Origin of the sequence: Lactonifactor longoviformis, assembly GCF_042848515.1 — a bacterium.
Classification (GTDB): Bacteria; Bacillota; Clostridia; order Lachnospirales; family Lachnospiraceae; genus Lactonifactor; species Lactonifactor longoviformis.
The window spans coordinates 2,371,692-2,390,014 of the sequence record NZ_AP031453.1 but is presented as its reverse complement, the minus strand read 5'-3'; the positions used below and the strand labels follow the sequence as shown (position 1 = coordinate 2,390,014).

17 protein-coding genes are annotated in these 18,323 nt (G+C 45.6%); 4 read left to right on the top strand and 13 right to left on the bottom strand.

The features are described 5' to 3' along the window. Positions 1-23: 23 nt before the first annotated feature. Both nifS and ACGHCT_RS10945 read right to left on the bottom strand, forming a co-directional pair. Positions 24-1,220, bottom strand: a complete 1,197-nt coding sequence (gene nifS / locus ACGHCT_RS10950) for a cysteine desulfurase NifS (RefSeq protein WP_072849921.1) — start codon at positions 1,218-1,220, stop codon at positions 24-26. Positions 1,221-1,233: 13 nt separating this feature from the next. Then, on the bottom strand, positions 1,234-1,692 hold the full coding sequence (locus ACGHCT_RS10945) for an Rrf2 family transcriptional regulator (RefSeq protein WP_072849932.1): 459 nt from the start codon (positions 1,690-1,692) through the stop codon (positions 1,234-1,236). 166 nt (positions 1,693-1,858) lie between these two features. On the opposite strand from ACGHCT_RS10945, the gene ACGHCT_RS10940 reads away from it, so the two are divergent. Both ACGHCT_RS10940 and ACGHCT_RS10935 read left to right on the top strand, forming a co-directional pair. Beyond that, on the top strand, positions 1,859-3,178 hold the full coding sequence (locus tag ACGHCT_RS10940; RefSeq protein ID WP_390440039.1) for an oligosaccharide flippase family protein: 1,320 nt from the start codon (positions 1,859-1,861) through the stop codon (positions 3,176-3,178). 59 nt (positions 3,179-3,237) lie between these two features. Beyond that, on the top strand, positions 3,238-4,269 hold the full coding sequence (locus tag ACGHCT_RS10935) for a 3-deoxy-7-phosphoheptulonate synthase (RefSeq protein ID WP_072849937.1): 1,032 nt from the start codon (positions 3,238-3,240) through the stop codon (positions 4,267-4,269). Positions 4,270-5,634: 1,365 nt separating this feature from the next. Here ACGHCT_RS10935 and ACGHCT_RS10930 read toward each other — a convergent pair. Next, a complete protein-coding gene (locus ACGHCT_RS10930) occupies positions 5,635-7,137 on the bottom strand; it encodes a PucR family transcriptional regulator (protein ID WP_390440036.1) in 1,503 nt (500 codons plus the stop codon). Positions 7,138-7,337: 200 nt separating this feature from the next. Between ACGHCT_RS10930 and ACGHCT_RS10925 the strand changes: the two genes are divergently transcribed. Next, positions 7,338-8,573, top strand: a complete 1,236-nt coding sequence (locus tag ACGHCT_RS10925) for a uroporphyrinogen decarboxylase family protein (protein WP_072849941.1) — start codon at positions 7,338-7,340, stop codon at positions 8,571-8,573. 43 nt (positions 8,574-8,616) lie between these two features. Here ACGHCT_RS10925 and xerD read toward each other — a convergent pair whose 3' ends face one another. From xerD to ACGHCT_RS10900, 5 genes are all read right to left on the bottom strand, one after another. After that, entirely contained in the window at positions 8,617-9,507 is an 891-nt protein-coding gene (gene xerD, locus ACGHCT_RS10920; RefSeq protein WP_072849943.1) for a site-specific tyrosine recombinase XerD, read from the bottom strand. A gap of 231 nt (positions 9,508-9,738) precedes the next feature. Further along, entirely contained in the window at positions 9,739-10,329 is a 591-nt protein-coding gene (locus ACGHCT_RS10915; RefSeq protein ID WP_390440033.1) for a stage II sporulation protein M, read from the bottom strand. Positions 10,330-10,392: 63 nt separating this feature from the next. Beyond that, positions 10,393-10,620: a DUF3006 domain-containing protein gene (locus ACGHCT_RS10910; RefSeq protein WP_072849945.1), complete on the bottom strand. Its 228-nt coding sequence runs from the start codon at positions 10,618-10,620 to the stop codon at positions 10,393-10,395. Positions 10,621-10,637: 17 nt separating this feature from the next. Then, complete coding sequence (locus ACGHCT_RS10905) at positions 10,638-11,813, bottom strand: ComEC/Rec2 family competence protein (protein WP_390440029.1); 1,176 nt, start codon at positions 11,811-11,813, stop codon at positions 10,638-10,640. A 96-nt stretch (positions 11,814-11,909) separates the two neighbouring features. Beyond that, positions 11,910-12,407 (bottom strand): hypothetical protein, encoded by a 498-nt coding sequence (locus ACGHCT_RS10900; RefSeq protein WP_390440026.1) that lies wholly within the window; start codon positions 12,405-12,407, stop codon positions 11,910-11,912. Positions 12,408-12,648: 241 nt separating this feature from the next. On the opposite strand from ACGHCT_RS10900, the gene ACGHCT_RS10895 reads away from it, so the two are divergent. Next, entirely contained in the window at positions 12,649-12,843 is a 195-nt protein-coding gene (locus tag ACGHCT_RS10895; RefSeq protein ID WP_072849953.1) for a hypothetical protein, read from the top strand. A gap of 53 nt (positions 12,844-12,896) precedes the next feature. Here ACGHCT_RS10895 and ACGHCT_RS10890 read toward each other — a convergent pair whose 3' ends face one another. From ACGHCT_RS10890 to ACGHCT_RS10870, 5 genes are all read right to left on the bottom strand, one after another. Beyond that, positions 12,897-13,112, bottom strand: coding sequence for a hypothetical protein (locus ACGHCT_RS10890; RefSeq protein WP_072849955.1), 216 nt, complete (start codon positions 13,110-13,112; stop codon positions 12,897-12,899). 195 nt (positions 13,113-13,307) lie between these two features. Beyond that, on the bottom strand, positions 13,308-14,870 hold the full coding sequence (rny, locus tag ACGHCT_RS10885; RefSeq protein WP_084067701.1) for a ribonuclease Y: 1,563 nt from the start codon (positions 14,868-14,870) through the stop codon (positions 13,308-13,310). Positions 14,871-14,985: 115 nt separating this feature from the next. Further along, positions 14,986-15,588, bottom strand: a complete 603-nt coding sequence (locus tag ACGHCT_RS10880) for a regulatory protein RecX (protein WP_390440024.1) — start codon at positions 15,586-15,588, stop codon at positions 14,986-14,988. After that, positions 15,585-16,640, bottom strand: a complete 1,056-nt coding sequence (gene recA / locus ACGHCT_RS10875; protein WP_390440022.1) for a recombinase RecA — start codon at positions 16,638-16,640, stop codon at positions 15,585-15,587. Before recA ends, ACGHCT_RS10880 begins: the two co-directional genes overlap by 4 nt. 228 nt (positions 16,641-16,868) lie before the next feature. Continuing rightward, positions 16,869-18,323 carry a WD40/YVTN/BNR-like repeat-containing protein gene (locus ACGHCT_RS10870; protein ID WP_390440018.1) on the bottom strand — a complete coding sequence of 485 codons (1,455 nt, stop codon included), beginning with the start codon at positions 18,321-18,323 and terminating at the stop codon, positions 16,869-16,871.

Below are 18,323 nucleotides of genomic sequence, written 5' to 3'. Positions count from 1 at the left end.
CGTTATTTCATCATTATTTTATCTCATTTCCCGGATGCTTTTGCCAGTTTTTTCATATGATCTTCATATAAAGGCGACATACTTCTCAACCGGGCTACAATTTCTTTGATTTTTTCTATTACAAAGTCCGCATCTTCCTTTGTTGTCTCCTCACTTAACGTCAGTCTAAGGGAGCCATGGGCAATTTCGTGAGGCAGCCCTATGGCAAGAAGCACATGGGACGGATCCAGGGAACCTGAGGTACAGGCAGAACCGCTGGACGCTGCAATTCCCTCCATATCCAGCATAATCAGAAGGGACTCCCCTTCTATAAACTGAAAACTGATATTTATATTATTTGGCAGACGTTTTTTCGGATCTCCGTTCAGACGGGTATAGGGCACTTCTTCCAGAATCCTGCGTATCATGTAATCCCGGAGTTCTGCTTCTTTTCCGGTCCTCTCTTCCATTGTCTCTGCGGCCCGCGCGGCGGCTACGCCGTATCCCACAATGCCCGGTACGTTTTCGGTTCCGGCCCTTCGTTTTCTCTCCTGGGCACCTCCATGGATGAAAGAACGTATCTTAACCCCCTTGCGGATATAGAGGAATCCTATTCCTTTGGGTCCGTTAATCTTATGGGCACTGGAGCTTAACATGTCAATGTTCAGTGCATCTACATCTATAGGCACCTGTCCGAATGCCTGTACCGCATCTGTGTGAAAAAGAATTCCATGCTCCCTGGCAAGCATTCCAATCTCCCGGACCGGCTGAATGGAACCAATTTCATTGTTGGCAAACATAATGGAAATCAGTATAGTCTCCGGAGTTATCGCTTTCTCCAGTTCTTCCATCTTTACAATACCGTTCTGATCCACATCCAGATATGTGATTTTGGCTCCCCGTTTCTCCAGATACTCGCAGGTGTGCAGTATGGCATGATGTTCAATCTTTGTGGTTATGATATGATTGCCTTTGCTGCTGTAAGCTTCAAACGCCGCTTTTAACGCCCAGTTATCCGATTCGCTTCCTCCGGCTGTAAAATAGATATCCCTGGAATTGGCCCCCAAAACCTTGGCTATCTGTTCTCTTGCTTCTGTAATAGCCTCTTTGCTTCTTCCCGCAATTTCATAAATGCTGGAAGGATTTCCATAATTCTCCGAGAAGTAAGGCAGCATTGCCTCTACTACTTCCGGTGCCGTCTTTGTTGTTGCTGCATTATCCAAATATATCATTTTTCCCATTGTCCCATCTCTCCTAATTCTCACATATTTGAGCGCTTACCTGCCCTTTGTCCCGAATCTTCCGGCTTTCCTCTACCAGCTGATCCAGCATGATTGTATCTACCGCATCTTTAATACTGTCATTAATTCTCTGCCACACATACCTGGTGACACAAAGATCAGCACCCTCACAGGAACTGTTTTCCTGATTGCCCGGACAGGTGACTGCCTCCAGATTTCCTTCCAAAGCCCTTAAAACATCGCCTACTGAGATTTCTTCTGCAGGCTTTGCCAGCATATAACCGCCCTGAGCGCCTCTCACACTGCTCACCAGCCCGGCCTTTCTAAGTTTTCCAACCAGCTGTTCCAGATAACTGTAGGATATGCTCTGACGGTCCGCTATGCTTTGAATGGATACAGCCTCGTTCTCACTGTATAAAGCAAGATCAATCAAAGCCCGGAGACCATACCTCCCTTTCGTAGATAGTTTCATTTGTACACCCTCTTTTTAATTTCTGCTTTAAATCATACTTATTTAATTCCTACTCATTTAATTCCGATTGTTTTACTCTGATTTCAATTGTAGATTAGCACGATTCCCAGGTTCTGTCAAGATACTTTAAGGAATATATTTATGAAAAGAAGATAGGTCGTCATCTATGAACAATAAACAATTCCTGCTGCGAGGCACAATCATTCTTACACTCACCGGTTTCTTAAGCCGGATCATAGGATTCTTCTATAGAATATTCTTATCTCAGACAATTGGTGCAGAGGGAATGGGAATCTATCAGCTGATTTTCCCCATTCACTCTATTTGTTTTGCGGTGGCTGTAGGCGGTATCCAAACCGCCATCTCTCGTTTTGTCGCTGCCAGAATAGCTCTGAAGGATGAACAGGGTGCCAGAGATATATTCTTTATAGGTACATTTCTCTCTGTGCTTCTGTCTCTTTTTATGTCCTGGCTTGTGTATCACAACAGCTCCTTTATCGCCGTCCGGCTTCTGGGGGAGGAGAGATGTGTCTCTCTGCTGCAGCTTATGGCTTTAAGTGTCCCCTTTGGCACCTTCCACTCCTGTGTGAACGGGTATTACTACGCCAGAAAAAGTACAGGGATTCCTGCAGCCACACAGCTGCTGGAACAGTGTGCCCGTGTAGCGGCATCCTACCTGTTTTATCTGGTTCTTCTTAGGGACGGGCGGGCTCTCACGCCAATGATAGCCGTCATCGGTATCCTTGGAGGAGAACTTGTCTCCATGCTTGCCGCTGTTCTTTTTATCCTCTGGGATTTCAACAAAGCATCGTACCAGCTTTCAAAAATGACAGCGCCTTTTCACCATTTAAAAGAGATTGTCACGCTTGCTGTCCCCCTCACAGGAAACCGGCTGCTGATCAATCTCCTCAACAGTGTAGAGTCGATCTTAATCCCCGGAAGACTTCGGATTTTTGGTCTGGACAATACGTCAGCCCTGAGCATTTACGGTATTCTTACGGGTATGTCACTCCCTCTGATTCTGTTTCCTTCCGCCATCACAAATTCTGTTTCTGTAATGCTTCTGCCGGCAATTGCAGAAGAACAGGCGAAAGAAAATCATGCAGCCATCAGTAAAACCATAGGGATGACCATAAAGTACTGTCTGATTCTAGGGTTTGCCTCCACTGGATTTTTCTTTTTCCTGGGGGATACCCTTGGCATACTTCTGTTTAAAAATGAATTTGCGGGGACATTTATCAAAACCTTATCCTTTATCTGTCCCTGCCTTTACCTCTCCACTACCCTGACCAGTGTCCTAAATGGATTGGGAAATACCACTCTTTCCTTTATCCAAAATACCATCGGGCTGGTCATCCGCATCCTTTTTGTCCTATTTGTTATTCCGATCTACGGAATCCAGGGATATTTATGGGGGCTGCTGGTAAGTGAACTTGCCATATCCGGATTAAGTCTTTTCTTTTTGCGGAAATATATCGACATTTGAATTTGAATGTATTATAATCGTTTTGGCGATATTGTATACGCACAAAGGAGAATATATCTATGAGTTTTGAATTTATAAAAAAGCTCCCCACCCCCAATGAGATCAGGGAGCAATACCCAATGACGGAAAAAATGGCTCAGATAAAAGCACAGAGAGATGATAAGATCCGCAGGATAATCACCGGTGAATCCGATAAATTTCTGGTGATCATAGGTCCCTGTTCTGCAGACAATGAGGATGCCGTCTGCGATTATACCTCCCGTCTGGCTAAAGTGCAGGAAAAGGTAGCCGACAGAGTAGTTATCGTTCCCCGCATCTATACCAACAAGCCCCGTACTACTGGAGAAGGCTACAAGGGCATGGTACATCAGCCCGATCCGGGGGCAAAACCCGATATGCTGGCCGGTATCCTGGCTATCCGGAGAATGCATATGCGTTCCATAGAGGAAACAGGCCTGACCTCAGCAGATGAGATGCTCTATCCGGAAAACTGGCGCTATCTGTCAGACATCCTCTCCTACGTGGCCATCGGCGCCCGATCCGTGGAGGATCAGCAGCACCGACTTACAGTCAGCGGCATGGACGTACCTGCCGGAATGAAAAATCCAACCAGCGGGGACTATTCTGTGATGCTTAATTCTGTTGTGGCAGCACAGCACGGACACGATTTCATCTACCGGGGCTGGGAAGTAAAAACCTCCGGCAATCCTCTGGCGCACACGATCCTGAGAGGTTCTGTAAACAAACACGGAAATGCGATTCCCAACTACCACTATGAGGATCTTCAGCTGCTTCTGGAAATGTACGGGGAAAGGGATCTCCAGTACCCGGCTGCCATTGTAGATGCCAACCATTCAAATTCCAATAAGAAGTACGAACAGCAGATACGTATTGTAAAAGAGGTTCTTCACAGCAGAAAATCTTCTGCCGATATTAAAAATCTTGTAAAGGGCGTTATGATCGAAAGCTACATTGAACCAGGCTGCCAGAAAATCGGAAAAGACCAGGTGTACGGAAAATCCATTACCGATCCCTGCTTGGGATGGGAAGAGTCTGAGAGACTGATTGAGGATATCGCGGAATTGTGTTAAATGATAGTTTTGTGTATGTGAAGTTCGAGGTAAAATAGTCGGCAAGCGGAGGGGCGCAGACGGACGGTCAAGGGAGGAGGTCTTGGGTCCAGGGGTACTGGGTGGATCTGCTTGCTGCTGCGTTTCTCCTCAGCTAACTGCCTGGCCGTTCACTAAGAAGCTCAGGAAAGCCTTCGCTCCTAAGTGACCGCCGGCAGTGGATCTTCGGACGCACTCCGCAGTCTGCGCAGATCCACCCAGTACCCCTGGACCCAAGACCTCCTCCCTTGACCTGGCAGTGACTCACTTCACATTCACGGAAAACAGGCGGGGAAGGTCGAGAGTTATACATTTTCATCTTATTTAGCACTATTGTCGGCTCGATTTTTTGGATAAACAACTAAACCCGTTTCAATGATTAATTACACCTTGTCTGGCAATATTATATCTGACAATTCTACATCAATATTCTACGTGAAATATTCATTCCCCTTCTGATAAATCTCCCCCTGGAACTCCCTATACCCAGGTGAGAGGAATCTTGCGGCAGCGGGCTGGCTGGTTCGGGCGGGAGGGAGGCTTAAGTTTCGCGGACGGTTCCGCAGGAGTGATTAGAGAGTCTTAGGCAAAACCGGGATTCACGCAGGAGATTTTTTCGGCAGTCCAGGCCGAAAAAAAGTGAGCATGGGCAGAGAATGCACATCAAGCATTCTTTGCACATACGAACGGTGCTCCGGCGGGGATTCCGGTTTTGTCTTAGACTCTCTTCGCGACGGAGGTGTCCCCGGAACTTAAGCCTTCCTCCCGTACGAACCCGGTCAGCCCGCTGCCGCAGGATTTCTCTCACCGTCCCCCCTGTCACCCACACCTTCCGACTGAAAAAGTCTCAAGTTTAGAAAGTCAAATTCCAATTTTATTCTATCTGTCTATTTTACAACTATATCCTATGTGTAAGATTTCATTTCCATTCCTATAAAACTCCCCCCTGGAACTCCCTATACCCAGATGAGAGGAATCCCGCGGCAGCGGGCTGGCTGGTTCGGGCGGGAGGGAGGCTTAAGTTTCGCGGACGGTTCCGCAGGAGTGAGTAGAGAGTCTTAGGAAAAACCGGGATTCACGCTGGAGATTTTTTCGGCAGTCCAGGCCGAAAAAAAGTGAGCATGGGCAGAGAATGCACATCAAGCATTCTTTGCACATACGAACGGTGCTCCGGCGGGGATTCCGGTTTTGTCTTAGACTCTCTTCGCGACGGAGGTGTCCCCGGAACTTAAGCCTCCCTCCCGTCCGGGCCAGCCAGCTCGCTGCCGCGGGATTCCTCTCACCGTCCCCCTGCCACCTCATACCTTCCGACTTAGATCACCTTGAGCCGTAGTCCAAGTAATTGCATTAAATTCCAATTAGATACCTGACAATATAAAAAGAAACCCCCAATCTCACCCGAGTCTGATAATCATCCAAGTCCACCCCCGTAAGATACTTCAGTCTGGCAATCCGGTACAATAAAGTGTTTCTGTGAATATATAATTCTTCTGCCGCCGCCCCAATATTTCTCTCATTCCTGATATACACCTCTAACGTACGGCAATATTCTGTATGATGTTCCCGATCATAGTCCAGAAGCCGGAACACTGTTTTGTCGCACACCATCTTCATATCTACATTCTTCTGACCCATAAACAGAAGATGAAGTACCGCGTAATGCCGGTAGCTCACAAAAGGCTTCTTCAGCAGTTCTCTCCCCATATCTAAACAGATAAGGGCCTGTCTGTAATAGACCGCTGAACGGTAGAACCCATCGAATTCATCACTGAGCCCTGCATATCCTCCATTTCTTTCAATAAATTCCTCCAACAGCTTTTCCAGCTTCTCAATTCCTTTTGCTCCTTCAAGGGAAAAAATAGTTACAATTTCTCCGTCCATAATAACCGGCTTACTGCTGTGCATGTTTTCTAATTCTGCGCACATAACCTCTGTCTGGATCTCATCTTCCTCTTCCGGAAGATAACGCATAACACAGTACTTCCCTTCCATATCCCACATCAGAGGTGCAAGCTGTCTGTGTATCTCCTCTTTTTCTCTGAGAGTTCCGCTTACTACATGATGGATAAAGTTTTCATAATCTTTTCCTCTGGAGATCGAATACTTCATATCTTTTTCAAGCGCCAGAAGCACCAGTCTGCCCAGGTGATCTGCATAGGCAACATCCCCGGGGGTAATTTTCTTAAAATATCCTACGATAAATAAATGCCCCCGTATCTTTCCTTCCCAACGAAGATTATAGTTGATAAAGGGGTTGTTAAAGCTGTCCAGATGAAAGATTACAGCTTTTTCATAAGAATCCATCAACCGGATTTCGTCCGCCCTCCGCATCTGATCCAATATATCGTAGGATAGATATCCATAGGTGACAAGATGCTTCCAGATAGCGCTGATTTCAGATAACACCGGCGCCTGGTCAATAGCCAGTACCTTAAAACTGGAATCCACCAGGTACGCAGGATTCCCCATGATTTTGGAAAAGAGCTGTATCATCTCCTGAAGCCCTTTCTGTCCATAAATCAATTCTTTCAGCTGCTCCTCCCACTGGTTCATTTCCTCAAGTACATCCTGAGCCTGGTTAAATATGTAACTTACCTCCTCTCCTTCTGATAGCTGAAAAGCAAAAAAGCCGGGGTTCCCCTCCAGTTTACAAACCAGAGCTGCGGTTCCCCTCTCATATTCTGCCCTTTTGGGGATAGCAGGGCCAATATATAAATAATCCTTTTTCAGTCTCTCTGTGTGTTCTGAGAGAAAGCGAATCCCTTTAACCAGTAATGTCCGGGGACAGACGGGATGACTCTCTGTCTGAAGATTCATCCGATCCAAAAGTGTAATCAGAGGCAGATCCATAACTTTTTCCTTTCCTTTTCTATTGTATATTATATACAAACACCATAAAGTCAAATTCATATTATATAGACAATTTTTCAGTCTACTTTTTGATGATATAATTATTGTAACACAAAGCAATGGATTTTAGGAGTATAAAAAATCAAAACAGCAGAGAGAACTTATGCAAAACCTACAATATAATATTAAGGAGGTATATCATGAACAAAGATGAATTACGGGCTGAAAGAGAAAAGAGAGTGGATACCGCAGTTGCACTTCAGGAAGGCGATCGGGTACCTTTTGTCCCAAAGATGAGCGGCTTTTATATGTATGGGTATGGCATTTCTTTTTATGATGCTATGAAGGACGCACGCAACATGGAGCCTGGATTCCGGAATTTTATGCGTGAATATGAACCGGATGCCGTAAATATCGGCGGTATCTACTCCATGGATGCCCTGGAGGCCCTGGGAACTAATTATCTGCGATGGCCGGGTCCAACCCACGGTCTCTCACTGGATTCCTCCTTTCAGCACCTGGATGAAACTTATCTGCAGGATGAAGAATATGAGGAATTTATCCAGGATCCCACGCACACAACAATTACGAAACTTTTGCCCCGAAAGCACAAAAATCTGAAAGGACTTAGCCGTCTCTATTTGAGGGAAGTATACGATGCGGGATTTTTTGCCGATCTTAGTGTATTCTCAGATCCTGAAGTGCAGGATGCCCTGCAGGCTCTCATGGAGGCTGGAAAAGCATCTCGGGAGAGGGCAGCGCAGATGGAAAAAGTGAGAAGCTGGATTGGGGAGGAAGGATTCTCTACCTACTGTCAGGGTACGTTTTTTATTCCGTTTGATGCATTTGCAGACAGTATACGCGGGATTATCCGCACCACTATGGATATCATAGAATTTCCTGACGAATTAGAGCGTGCGGTCAATAAGATAACCGAGATGAACGTGGAACGTCTGGTAAAAATCTACAAATCCAGAGGTGCCAAAAGAATCTTTATGCCGCTGCACTGCGGGGTAGATGAATTTATGAGTGTGGCAAATTACGAAAAATATTATTGGCCCTGTTTGAGGAAGTGTATCATGACCGTAATCGAACATGGAATGACTCCTGTTTGCTTCTGTGAAGGGAATTACAATACTCGTCTGGATACGCTGTGCGATGTGCCCAAGGGTAAAGTTGTCTACATGTTTGAGAAGGTTGATTTGAAGCGTGTAAAAGATACGGTTGGGAAGGTAGCATGTATCTGCGGTACCCTTCCCAATGCTCTGCTGGCATTTGGAACCGCAGATCAGGTGATTGAAGAGACTAAAAGGCAGCTGGATATTCTGGCTCCCCAGGGGGGATTTATCATGGACTGCTCTTTGATGCTTGACAATGCAAAGCACGAAAATATGCATGCCTGGAAAGAGGCCACTTTAAAATACGGACAATACTAAAACAGACAGATGCCCGGCTCACAAGGCCGGACATCTGTCTGTTTTATTTTCTCGGATGCGCTTTGACATACACATCCCTCATCTTATTCATTCCCATATTCAAATATATCTGCGTTGTGGAAATATCTGCATGACCCATCATCTCCTGGACGCTCTTAATATCCGCCCCATTCTGCAGTAAATGGGCGGCAAAGGAATGGCGGAGCGTATGAGGCGTAATATCCTGTTCAATCCCCGCTTTTACCGCATAGCTTTTCAGCACTTTCCAAAATCCCTGACGGCTCATGGGCTTTCCGGAACAATTGCAGAATAAAATATCACTTTCATTCCCATCCAGCAAAATATCCCGGTACTTTCCCACATAAGATGTCAGTGCTTTCCTGGCCATGTTTCCAAAGGGGATGATTCTTTCTTTCTCTCCCTCTCCGGAGTTACAGATAATGTATCCCAGATGCAGATTGACATCCTTTACTTCCAGGTGAATCAGCTCGCTGACACGGATGCCTGTGGCGTAGAGCAATTCCAGCATCGCCCGATCACGGATCCCTTTGGGAGTCAACTTATCCGGCTGCTTCAAAAGCAAATCTACCTCTTCCACACTCAGAATCCCCGGTGTCTTCTTCTGAATCTTTGGGGCCTTCAGATGCTCTGCAGGATTCTCCGCCCTTATCCCCTCCAGATACAGATACTGAAAAAAGGCGCGTATAGATGCTACGCTCCTGGATATGGTAGAGGGGGCAAAATGTTCTTTTTCCAGATACATCATATAAGAATTCAGATTTGTTGAAGACACCATGCAGATATCATCTTCTCCCTGACATTCCAGATAATGCACCATTTTTTTTAAATCCCGCTCGTATGAAACCTCCGTATTCCTTGATATGTTTTTGGTATTATGTAAATAAGCTAAAAAATTTTGAATTGCATCGTCCATATGGCGTCTGTCCTTGTCTTGCGTATTATAAAAGCAATTCACCCTTCAATGAATCATAAGAGTATTATAAGCAGAAATCCCAAGAAAATCAAACACAATTTTTACGGAAAAACCGCTTATTTTCAAGGTTTTTTACGTATCCACAACATATCGGATCTGTCTTGGAAGCTTTGCACCATATATAGTAAAATTCCTGCAAAGTCTTTTTTGGAAATATTTACCACATGCAGCCTAGAGCAGCGTTTTCACATATATCAGTACTTTATAATTGACATAACTCTCCATAAAAATGCCGCATAAATAAACAATCCCTATGGCCATCAAAAAGAAAATATAGCTTTGGTAACGCTTTCTTCCGATGATCTGCCTTTTCCAGAATTTCTGCGACATCTGATATACTATGAAAAAAAAGCTCAGCGTCGCAGGTATATAGAAGAAGCACTGGGGCACGAAACAGGCACTGCCCAGCAGCAATCCTCTGATTCCATATTCCATCAGAAACATGGTCAATAGGCTGCCAGCCAAAAAACCCAGCCAGAGAAGCCCGCCCACTACCAGGGGCACCCCGAAAAAAGTAACCCCGCCCACTCCATAAAAAAGGAACCAGGCACCTCTGTTCTCCAGAAGTCTGCAAAAATACCTTCCCGCGGAATACTCCGGATCCGCCTGACTCATAAAATACATTCCCAGCAGATTGGAAGGATACTGAAACTCCTTATGCAAAAGATTTGTACCTATAATTCCCAGTATAAAGCCCACCATATATACACAGACAAACACCGTAAAATGCTTTTTGATATCCTGGCTTATCATTATATTCATCGTCACTCACCCTCTTATCAATGTATGTGACGATCACTCCCTTTTATGTCTGGTATCCATGCATTATTTTTTAAGAAGTTTTGAAAACTTGTTTCTGATTTCTTTTTTTCTCTCCTCTGTAGCGCTTTCGTCTCTGTACAGAACTCCTTCCTTCTCCCTGAGCACATCGCCCTCCTTCGGCCGAAAATCCAGAGTATCCAGAGGAATCTCCTCCATCTTTTTCTGTAAAGTTTCACATACTGCAAAAGCTCCTTCAATTCTGTCTACAATCCATTTTTTTTTATCTTCCATCCTTCTTTTCCTCCCTGTTATGGATGACATTTGCCGCAGGGCGTTAGGCCTCTCGCCTCTGCCTCCTCCCGCGCAATTTCCCGGGCACTGTTTTTCAGATATTGGCACCCTGTTCTATGGTATTTCTCTCCTGTCTCTGTTATATAGACTATCTCTTCCTCCTCCCCCTGTATTGTATCCGCCGCTTCCTCAGTATCCTTTTGGAGGTTATCCTGATTAACCGGCTCTGTATCCTCGCTGTCTGTTTCTGTCTGCTGAACACCCGCCTCCATGGACCGGGATGGCTCCAGATTCCAGGTAATGCTGCTTCCGTCACTGACTGCGGTAACTGTACCCTGCTCGTCTGTTCGGAACACAGATATTCCTCTGTCGCGGAATGTCTCCAAAACAGACAGATCCGGATGTCCGTACTGATTATCTTGCCCACAGGAAATCACGGCGTATTGAGGCTGTACAGCGTCCAGAAACCTGCTGCTGTTAGAAGTATCGCTTCCATGGTGCCCTGCCTTTAAAACGTCTGATTTGAGGGTCAGACCGGTACTTAATATATCCTCTTCCGCCTCCTGTTCCCCATCCCCTGTCATAAGGAAACTGTTGCTGCCATTTACCAGCCGAATTCCAACCGACCAGTTATTCAGTGTATCTCCATAGTCCTTATTTGGAGACAGGATAGTAAAGCTTCCACCGCCCAGGGTATAGGTATCGCCCGGCCGGGCCAGTGTAATCTCCAATTCCTTCTCTTCAACTGCCTCCAAAACATCTTCAAAGGTCTGGGAAGTGTGTATTTTATCCGGAAGAATCACAGCACCGATAGGTAAAGCCCGGATCACTACATCCAATCCCCCGATATGATCCTCATGGGGGTGGGTCCCGATCACATAATCTAATCTGTCAACGCCCTTTTCTCTGAGAAAAGATACTATGGCATCTCCATCCTCATTTTTGCCGGCATCTACCAGCATATAATGTCCCTCTGCCTGTATGAATATGCAGTCTGCCTGCCCCACATCCAAAAACGTCACCTCCATGGTTCTCTCTGCAGAGGATACTTCCCGTGCAGTATCTTCCCAAACGGCCTCCTCCCCGGAATGCGCACTCTCCTTCGCCTCATTCTGACACCCTGCCATCGTCAGTAGAATCCATAAGATGGCGGCTAGCCATAGGACGGTATATTTTTTCATTTTTCCTGTCATTTTGTGTCCTCTCCTCCTGCACTGTCTATAAAAGCCGGAAGCTGGTTTTCCTGTTCCAGCTTCCGGCTTCCTGGTTTTCCGGCATATACAGATGCCTCAGGCAATATATGCGTCTAAGGCATCTGCCACATACGCAGGCAAGTCTGTTTTTTCTATGTAATGGCATCTCACTGGCTCCCAGTCGAATTCCTTAAGTTCTAAAAGATCTTTTCCGTCCAGAACTGCAATAAAAATCGTCTGTGGCTCATCGCCGCCTCCGTTATAGACAAAAATCTTTTTTGTCTGCCCGGACTTCTGGACTGCCAGCTCTGCGATTAACAGTCCGTTCCTGGTAATAATCTTTAGCTTATCTGCAGCCCCTTCCTGGGGATACATAATCTCTAATGCCCTCTCGTAGGCATGGGATACTTCTGTATCCACCGTGAAGTCATAGGAATGCTTCTTAAAGATCTGTTCTGCCAGCCGGACCCCTTTGGCAAGCATATTGCTGTCCAGTTCCAGCTGTGATTTCAGCTCCTCATTGCGTTCCGTCAGTATCTTCAGCAGCTGTCCGGCATCTATGAAGTCTCCTTCCGTGCCATAGATTGTATTCATTTCATAAATCTCCCTTCAATCGTATATGTGCTGTCACTATTATAGCACCATCAGGTTAGGAAAAAAAGATGAAGATCCCTCCCCGAATGAATTAGATGCTGCATCTGGAAAAGTTCTGCCATTTGATGTATACTTTAATGTGCAGTAACTGTCATTTACCTGTCCAAAAGATGCATCAGCATATACCTTTGGAAGTTCTGCAGACAGCAGCTGCAATTTGATATAACACAAGGAGCCGATGATGGAAGAACATGTACACGATAAGGACAATGAATACACCCTGACATTTGACAGCAAATGTCCTGCAGACGCAAGTAAGGTACTACATACCGTAATCTACAAAAAGGCCACTTGTACCCGTGTGGACGATATCATCCTTCACTTTCACTGCAGCCGGGATTCGAAATGTGTAAAATGCCAGCATAATTATCTGTAAATCAAGGATTTCAAGAGAAAAGAGCCTGATCGACGGGCTCTTTTCTCTTGTGTTTATTCTGCTGCAATTTTATGTAAAGCATCCTCAATTGACAGTCCCTGCTTCTGGATTTCCAGGTACAGAGCAGCCATCTCCTCTTCTTCTTTCTTCTTCTTAAGGTCCTTTAATTCGGCTTTTAAATCTTTTAACTCAGCCTCCTTGTCCGCAATCTGCTGCTCTACAAACTCAATTCTCTGGAGAGTTGTCATGTTTTTTGGTCTTCTTCCCATTGTGGTGTCCTCCTGTAATTTTATATTTCTATCATATAACGTACATCTGCCTATAGCAAGTCAAACTTTTCCTCTTTATATGACAAAACTTCTCTTAAGGCAGACCACGAATAACGTACGCTAAAAAAGCCCTTAAACCGCTGCTTTTCTGCAATATCAACGGTTTAAGGGCTTTGCCACTACAAGTAAGTACCTTTATTTCGCGTAATCAATTACGCGGCTTTCACGAATTACATTTACTTTGATCTGTCCTGGGTATTCCAGTTCAGCCTCTATCTGCTTGGAGATATCTCTGGCAAGCAATACCATATCTGCGTCACTCACATGATCTGGCAATACCATCACTCGAATCTCTCTTCCTGCCTGAATAGCAAAAGATTTGTCCACTCCTTTGAAAGAGTTTGTAATGTCTTCTAATTGTTTCAATCTGTTTGTATATGTTTCTAAAGTCTCTCTTCTGGCTCCTGGTCTTGCAGCGGAAATTGTATCTGCTGCTTGTACAATACAGGCAATCAGGGATTCTGGTTCTTTGTCTCCATGATGGGATTCTACTGCATTGATAACCGTGGGAGATTCTTTATACTTTCTACATAAGTCAGCACCGATCTGAATGTGGGATCCTTCCACTTCATGGTCGATGGATTTTCCAATGTCATGTAACAGGCCGGCACGTTTTGCCATACGGACATCTGTACCGATTTCTCCGGCTAACAGGCCGGATAGCTGAGCTACTTCAATGGAATGCTTTAATGCATTTTGTCCGTAGCTTGACCGGAATTTCATTCGTCCAAGTAAACGAACCAATTCGGGGTGTATACCGTGAACGCCAACTTCCAGTGTCGCTGCTTCTCCTTCTTCGCGCATCATAGTTTCTACTTCCTTCTGCGCCTTTTCTACCATTTCCTCAATTCTAGCCGGATGAATACGTCCGTCTACAATTAATTTTTCCAATGCAATACGTGCTACTTCACGCCTGATCGGATCAAAACCAGATAATACTACTGCTTCCGGAGTATCATCAATAATCAAGTCGACGCCTGTCAGCGTTTCTAATGTACGGATGTTACGTCCCTCTCTACCAATGATTCTTCCCTTCATCTCATCGTTGGGAAGCTGTACTACTGAGATGGTAGATTCTGCTACGTGGTCTGCTGCACATTTTTGTATGGCAGTAACTACATAATCTTTCGCTTTCTTATCTGCTTCTTCTTTTGCCTTGCTTTCCAGTTCCTTATAAAGCTTAGCGGTGTCAATTTTTACTTCATCTTCTACAGATTTCAACAAATATTCTTTTGCTTGTTCGGAGGTTAGGCCTGAGATTCTTTCCAGCTCCTGTACTCCTTGATCATGTAATTCGTCAACTCTCTTTTCTTTCTTCTTTACATCTGCTTCTTTTGTTGCAATTTCAGACTCACGTCTCTCTAACGCATCTGCTTTTTTGTCAATCGCTTCCTCTTTAGACAAAACGCGCTTTTCATACTTCTGTACCTCAGCACGTCTCTCCTTTGTCTCTTTTTCTGCCTCATTTTTCAGCTTCAAGGATTCTTCTTTTGCCTCTAAGAGAGCTTCTCGTTTCTTAGTTTCAGCCGTTTTCAATGCTTCATCTATTATGTTCCTTGCTTTGACCTCTGCTGTCCCAATGGTTTCTGCATCCTTTTCGATCTTTTTCTTAACCGCTACATTTGCAGTAACCGGAATAGCTATAAGCAGCGCGACTAACACAGCAACAATTGCAATGATTACACTTGCACCTGTCACAGGAGCACCTCCTTATTAAGTTTTCATTGTACAAATACAACAGTTCAATTTTATACTGTTTTAACAATTATGTCAAGCTTTCATGCATACTTTTATACAATATAACAATGCCTGCCTATTCCTGCTCTTCCGATAAGACATCCCAGATATCTGAGCTGGAGAATCCCCGTCTTGCAAGGAATCCGTAAAGCCTCAGCTTCTCCTTTTCACTGAGACGTTCCTCCTTTTTCTTCTTTCGAACCAGCTCCCGAATCTGCTCTCTGGCTTCGGGCAGCGCCGCCTCCTCTGCCGCCTCAGCAATTAACTCCCTGGCAATCCCTTTATGAGACAGTTCCATGGCAATCCTCCGAAACCCTTTTTTTTCTTTCTGAGATTCTATATACTTTCGGGCATACTGCCTGTCATCGATATATCCATAAGATTTTACATATGCTACAGCTGCCTCTACCACGCATGCGGGATGACCGTCATTCTTTAGTTTTTCACACAATTCTTTTTCTGTCCGATCCATCTTCGTGAGAAGATGCATAGCTCTTAGCTTTGCTCTTTTTTCCAGTACCTCACTGAGGATTTGTCGATACGTATCCTCTTCTATCTCTTCCTGTATCCGGATATGATAACGGGACAGCTCGCCCTTATATAGCATAAAAGCAAGCTGTCCGTCAATCTCAACTTTATATTTCGTCTTGGTTACAGGTTCAATTCCTGTGACTATCATACATCGCTCCCTGTCTCTCCATCGCTGTCAGGTGCCTGTCCTTCCTGCGTCACTTTGGCGGTCAGGCCGTAATGCTCCCTCACCTTCTGTTCCACTTCCTCCATAATCTGAGGGTTCTCCCTCAGATACTGCTTAGCGTTTTCTCTTCCCTGTCCAATCTTCCCGTCACTGTAAGCATACCAGGCACCACTCTTGTTAATAATTCCCACATTGGCTGCCAGATCCAATATATCTCCTTCTCTGGAAATACCCTGTCCGAACATAATATCAAACTCTGCTTCCTTAAACGGAGGCGCAATCTTATTCTTAACCACTTTAATGCGGGTTCTGTTTCCCACAACCTCGCCCCCCTGCTTGAGGGCTTCAATTCTTCTCACATCCAATCGGATAGAGGAGTAAAACTTCAATGCCCGGCCGCCCGTAGTCGTCTCAGGATTGCCGAACATAATCCCTACTTTTTCCCTCAGCTGATTGATAAAAATAACAATACAGTTGGACTTGCTGATGACTCCTGTAAGCTTTCTCAGTGCCTGTGACATCAGCCTGGCCTGAAGTCCCACATGGCTGTCCCCCATATCGCCGTCAATCTCGGCCTTAGGCACCAAAGCTGCCACAGAGTCCACAATTACAATATCCACTGCACCGGAACGCACCATGGTTTCTGTAATCTCCAGCGCCTGTTCTCCGTTATCCGGCTGAGATATGTATAAATTATCAATATCCACACCAATTCTCTTGGCGTAGGCAGGATCCAACGCATGCTCTGCATCAATAAATCCGGCGATTCCTCCTCTTTTCTGTACCTCTGCCACCATATGCAGGGCTACTGTGGTTTTACCGCTGGATTCGGGGCCGTATACCTCTACCACCCTTCCTCTGGGAACGCCGCCCAAACCCAGAGCAATGTCAAGGCTCAGAGAACCTGTGGGGATTGTCTCCACGTTCATATTCACCCCGGAGTCGCCCAGCTTCATAATAGAACCTTTTCCGTACTGCTTCTCTATCTGTCCTATAGCGGCATCCAATGCCTTTAATTTATCCTCTTTAATCATTGTCCGTCTCCTTTTTGCTAACGAACTTATGTTCGTTTTTCAATACTATTATACTACACTTTTTTTTAATTCTTGTCAACCTGTTATTTTCTCAAATCCACTCTTATCAGGACATAGGCATCCCACCTTCTATCTGCTGTTATCCACTGGAATAGTTTGGCTGATTCGCCGGAAAATTTAGAAATGTACGGTATTAAAGTAACATGAAAAAAGGGATAAGTCAAGGGGTTACTGACTTATCCCGTATCCGTCAAACGACCACGTTCTCCCCAGATCCGGGCTGATATAACGGCACATCATTCCGGAAAATGGAGCAGATTCATCCTGGCCCACATACATCACCAGGTGCTCTCCCTCCTGCCACGGCGCCCATGCCATGGAAAAATTAGCAGAGTAATAAGGAACAGGAAGTTCCACCGACATCTGCGTCCAGGAGACTCCTCCGTCCTCCGTGCGGTAAAAGTCCGGAGTTTCATGACTGGTTACTGTGATAAATCCCACAGCATCACTCACAAAATTCACATCCAGCGTGAGAAATGTGCCGTTTTCCGACGGGGAAGCACACTGCTCCCAGGTATCCCCTCCGTCCCGGCTGACCAGTACCTCCTGGTATTCCGAACCCATTGTCTTATCTCCTCCGGTAACTGCGTAGATACAATTTTCAGTGACCGATAGAAAGCTGCGTCTTACGGCAATCCGGTCTGATACCTTTTTTTCCTCCCAGGTTTTTCCCTGATCCCGGGAGAGTATCATAGTTACAGGCTTTCCCTCCTCTCCGCCGTACAAGAAGGCAGTGAATCCAGGAGAAATAATATAGCTTCCCTGATCCAGAGACGCCGGCACGCCCTGGCTTTCTATATCTGTATGCACAAAGAGATCTTCCATAGTCACAGGAACTGCCGTCCAGCTTTTCCCCTTATCATATGAGACACTGAGCGTCTTCTCCTGAAGCTGATACGATCCTTCTTTTTCTCTTGGAGCAGCGGGCCGGATATAAGGTACCTGGGTGTCTGTCACGCTTCTGGCGTCCTCCGTCTGCACAATCCCTTTCAGTTCATAGATATAATCGGATGTCTGCTCTCCACAGACAGTCAGAGCACACCGAATGACATTCTCCTGCCAGGAAACGCCATACTCCTTGTAACGAGAGGTCTCTGCGTCCGGTACATGCAGATTCACAACAGTTTCCGCCGCAAATGCCCCCCGATCCCCTGCGATGAGCCGGCAGTCCAGGACTTCTGCATAATCTATCCGCTGTTCAGATGTCAGCGCCTCATATGTCCCGTATTGAGCCGTCAGGCCAGTAAAATAGCGATTTATCATTTCCCTGGCTGTATCCCAAAACATGTCAGGATCCGTACAGGGAACCTGATACGGATTATCGGAACATTCTATAGCTGACTCCTCCACCCGCTCGTATTCATCCCTCACCTCCCTCACCAGCCCTTCACTGACAGGGGACATGGCGCCTATGGCCTCCAGTGTCTCCTGAGCAAATGCAGGAGGAAGTAAGTATTTATCAAAATCCCATCCATATGCGGATGTCTGCCCTTCACTCTCCGTTTTTCCAAAAAGCTGATTCGTATCCTTCAGCAGAGCTTCAAAAAACATTGGCTTTTCACAGCCGACGAGTCCCAGGGCAAAAACGGCTATCCCGGCCAGTGCCAGCTTTCTTCCATTCAT

What these genes read in the sequence shown, in the direction of transcription:
- nifS (WP_072849921.1), bottom strand. Translation starts at nt 1,220, where the DNA reads ATGGGAAAAATGATATATTTGGATAATGCAGCAACAACAAAGACGGCA.
- ACGHCT_RS10945 (WP_072849932.1), bottom strand. Translation starts at nt 1,692, where the DNA reads ATGAAACTATCTACGAAAGGGAGGTATGGTCTCCGGGCTTTGATTGAT.
- ACGHCT_RS10940 (WP_390440039.1), top strand. Translation starts at nt 1,859, where the DNA reads ATGAACAATAAACAATTCCTGCTGCGAGGCACAATCATTCTTACACTC.
- ACGHCT_RS10935 (WP_072849937.1), top strand. Translation starts at nt 3,238, where the DNA reads ATGAGTTTTGAATTTATAAAAAAGCTCCCCACCCCCAATGAGATCAGG.
- ACGHCT_RS10930 (WP_390440036.1), bottom strand. Translation starts at nt 7,137, where the DNA reads ATGGATCTGCCTCTGATTACACTTTTGGATCGGATGAATCTTCAGACA.
- ACGHCT_RS10925 (WP_072849941.1), top strand. Translation starts at nt 7,338, where the DNA reads ATGAACAAAGATGAATTACGGGCTGAAAGAGAAAAGAGAGTGGATACC.
- xerD (WP_072849943.1), bottom strand. Translation starts at nt 9,507, where the DNA reads ATGGACGATGCAATTCAAAATTTTTTAGCTTATTTACATAATACCAAA.
- ACGHCT_RS10915 (WP_390440033.1), bottom strand. Translation starts at nt 10,329, where the DNA reads ATGAATATAATGATAAGCCAGGATATCAAAAAGCATTTTACGGTGTTT.
- ACGHCT_RS10910 (WP_072849945.1), bottom strand. Translation starts at nt 10,620, where the DNA reads ATGGAAGATAAAAAAAAATGGATTGTAGACAGAATTGAAGGAGCTTTT.
- ACGHCT_RS10905 (WP_390440029.1), bottom strand. Translation starts at nt 11,813, where the DNA reads ATGACAGGAAAAATGAAAAAATATACCGTCCTATGGCTAGCCGCCATC.
- ACGHCT_RS10900 (WP_390440026.1), bottom strand. Translation starts at nt 12,407, where the DNA reads ATGAATACAATCTATGGCACGGAAGGAGACTTCATAGATGCCGGACAG.
- ACGHCT_RS10895 (WP_072849953.1), top strand. Translation starts at nt 12,649, where the DNA reads ATGGAAGAACATGTACACGATAAGGACAATGAATACACCCTGACATTT.
- ACGHCT_RS10890 (WP_072849955.1), bottom strand. Translation starts at nt 13,112, where the DNA reads ATGGGAAGAAGACCAAAAAACATGACAACTCTCCAGAGAATTGAGTTT.
- ACGHCT_RS10880 (WP_390440024.1), bottom strand. Translation starts at nt 15,588, where the DNA reads ATGATAGTCACAGGAATTGAACCTGTAACCAAGACGAAATATAAAGTT.
- recA (WP_390440022.1), bottom strand. Translation starts at nt 16,640, where the DNA reads ATGATTAAAGAGGATAAATTAAAGGCATTGGATGCCGCTATAGGACAG.
- ACGHCT_RS10870 (WP_390440018.1), bottom strand. Translation starts at nt 18,323, where the DNA reads ATGAATGGAAGAAAGCTGGCACTGGCCGGGATAGCCGTTTTTGCCCTG.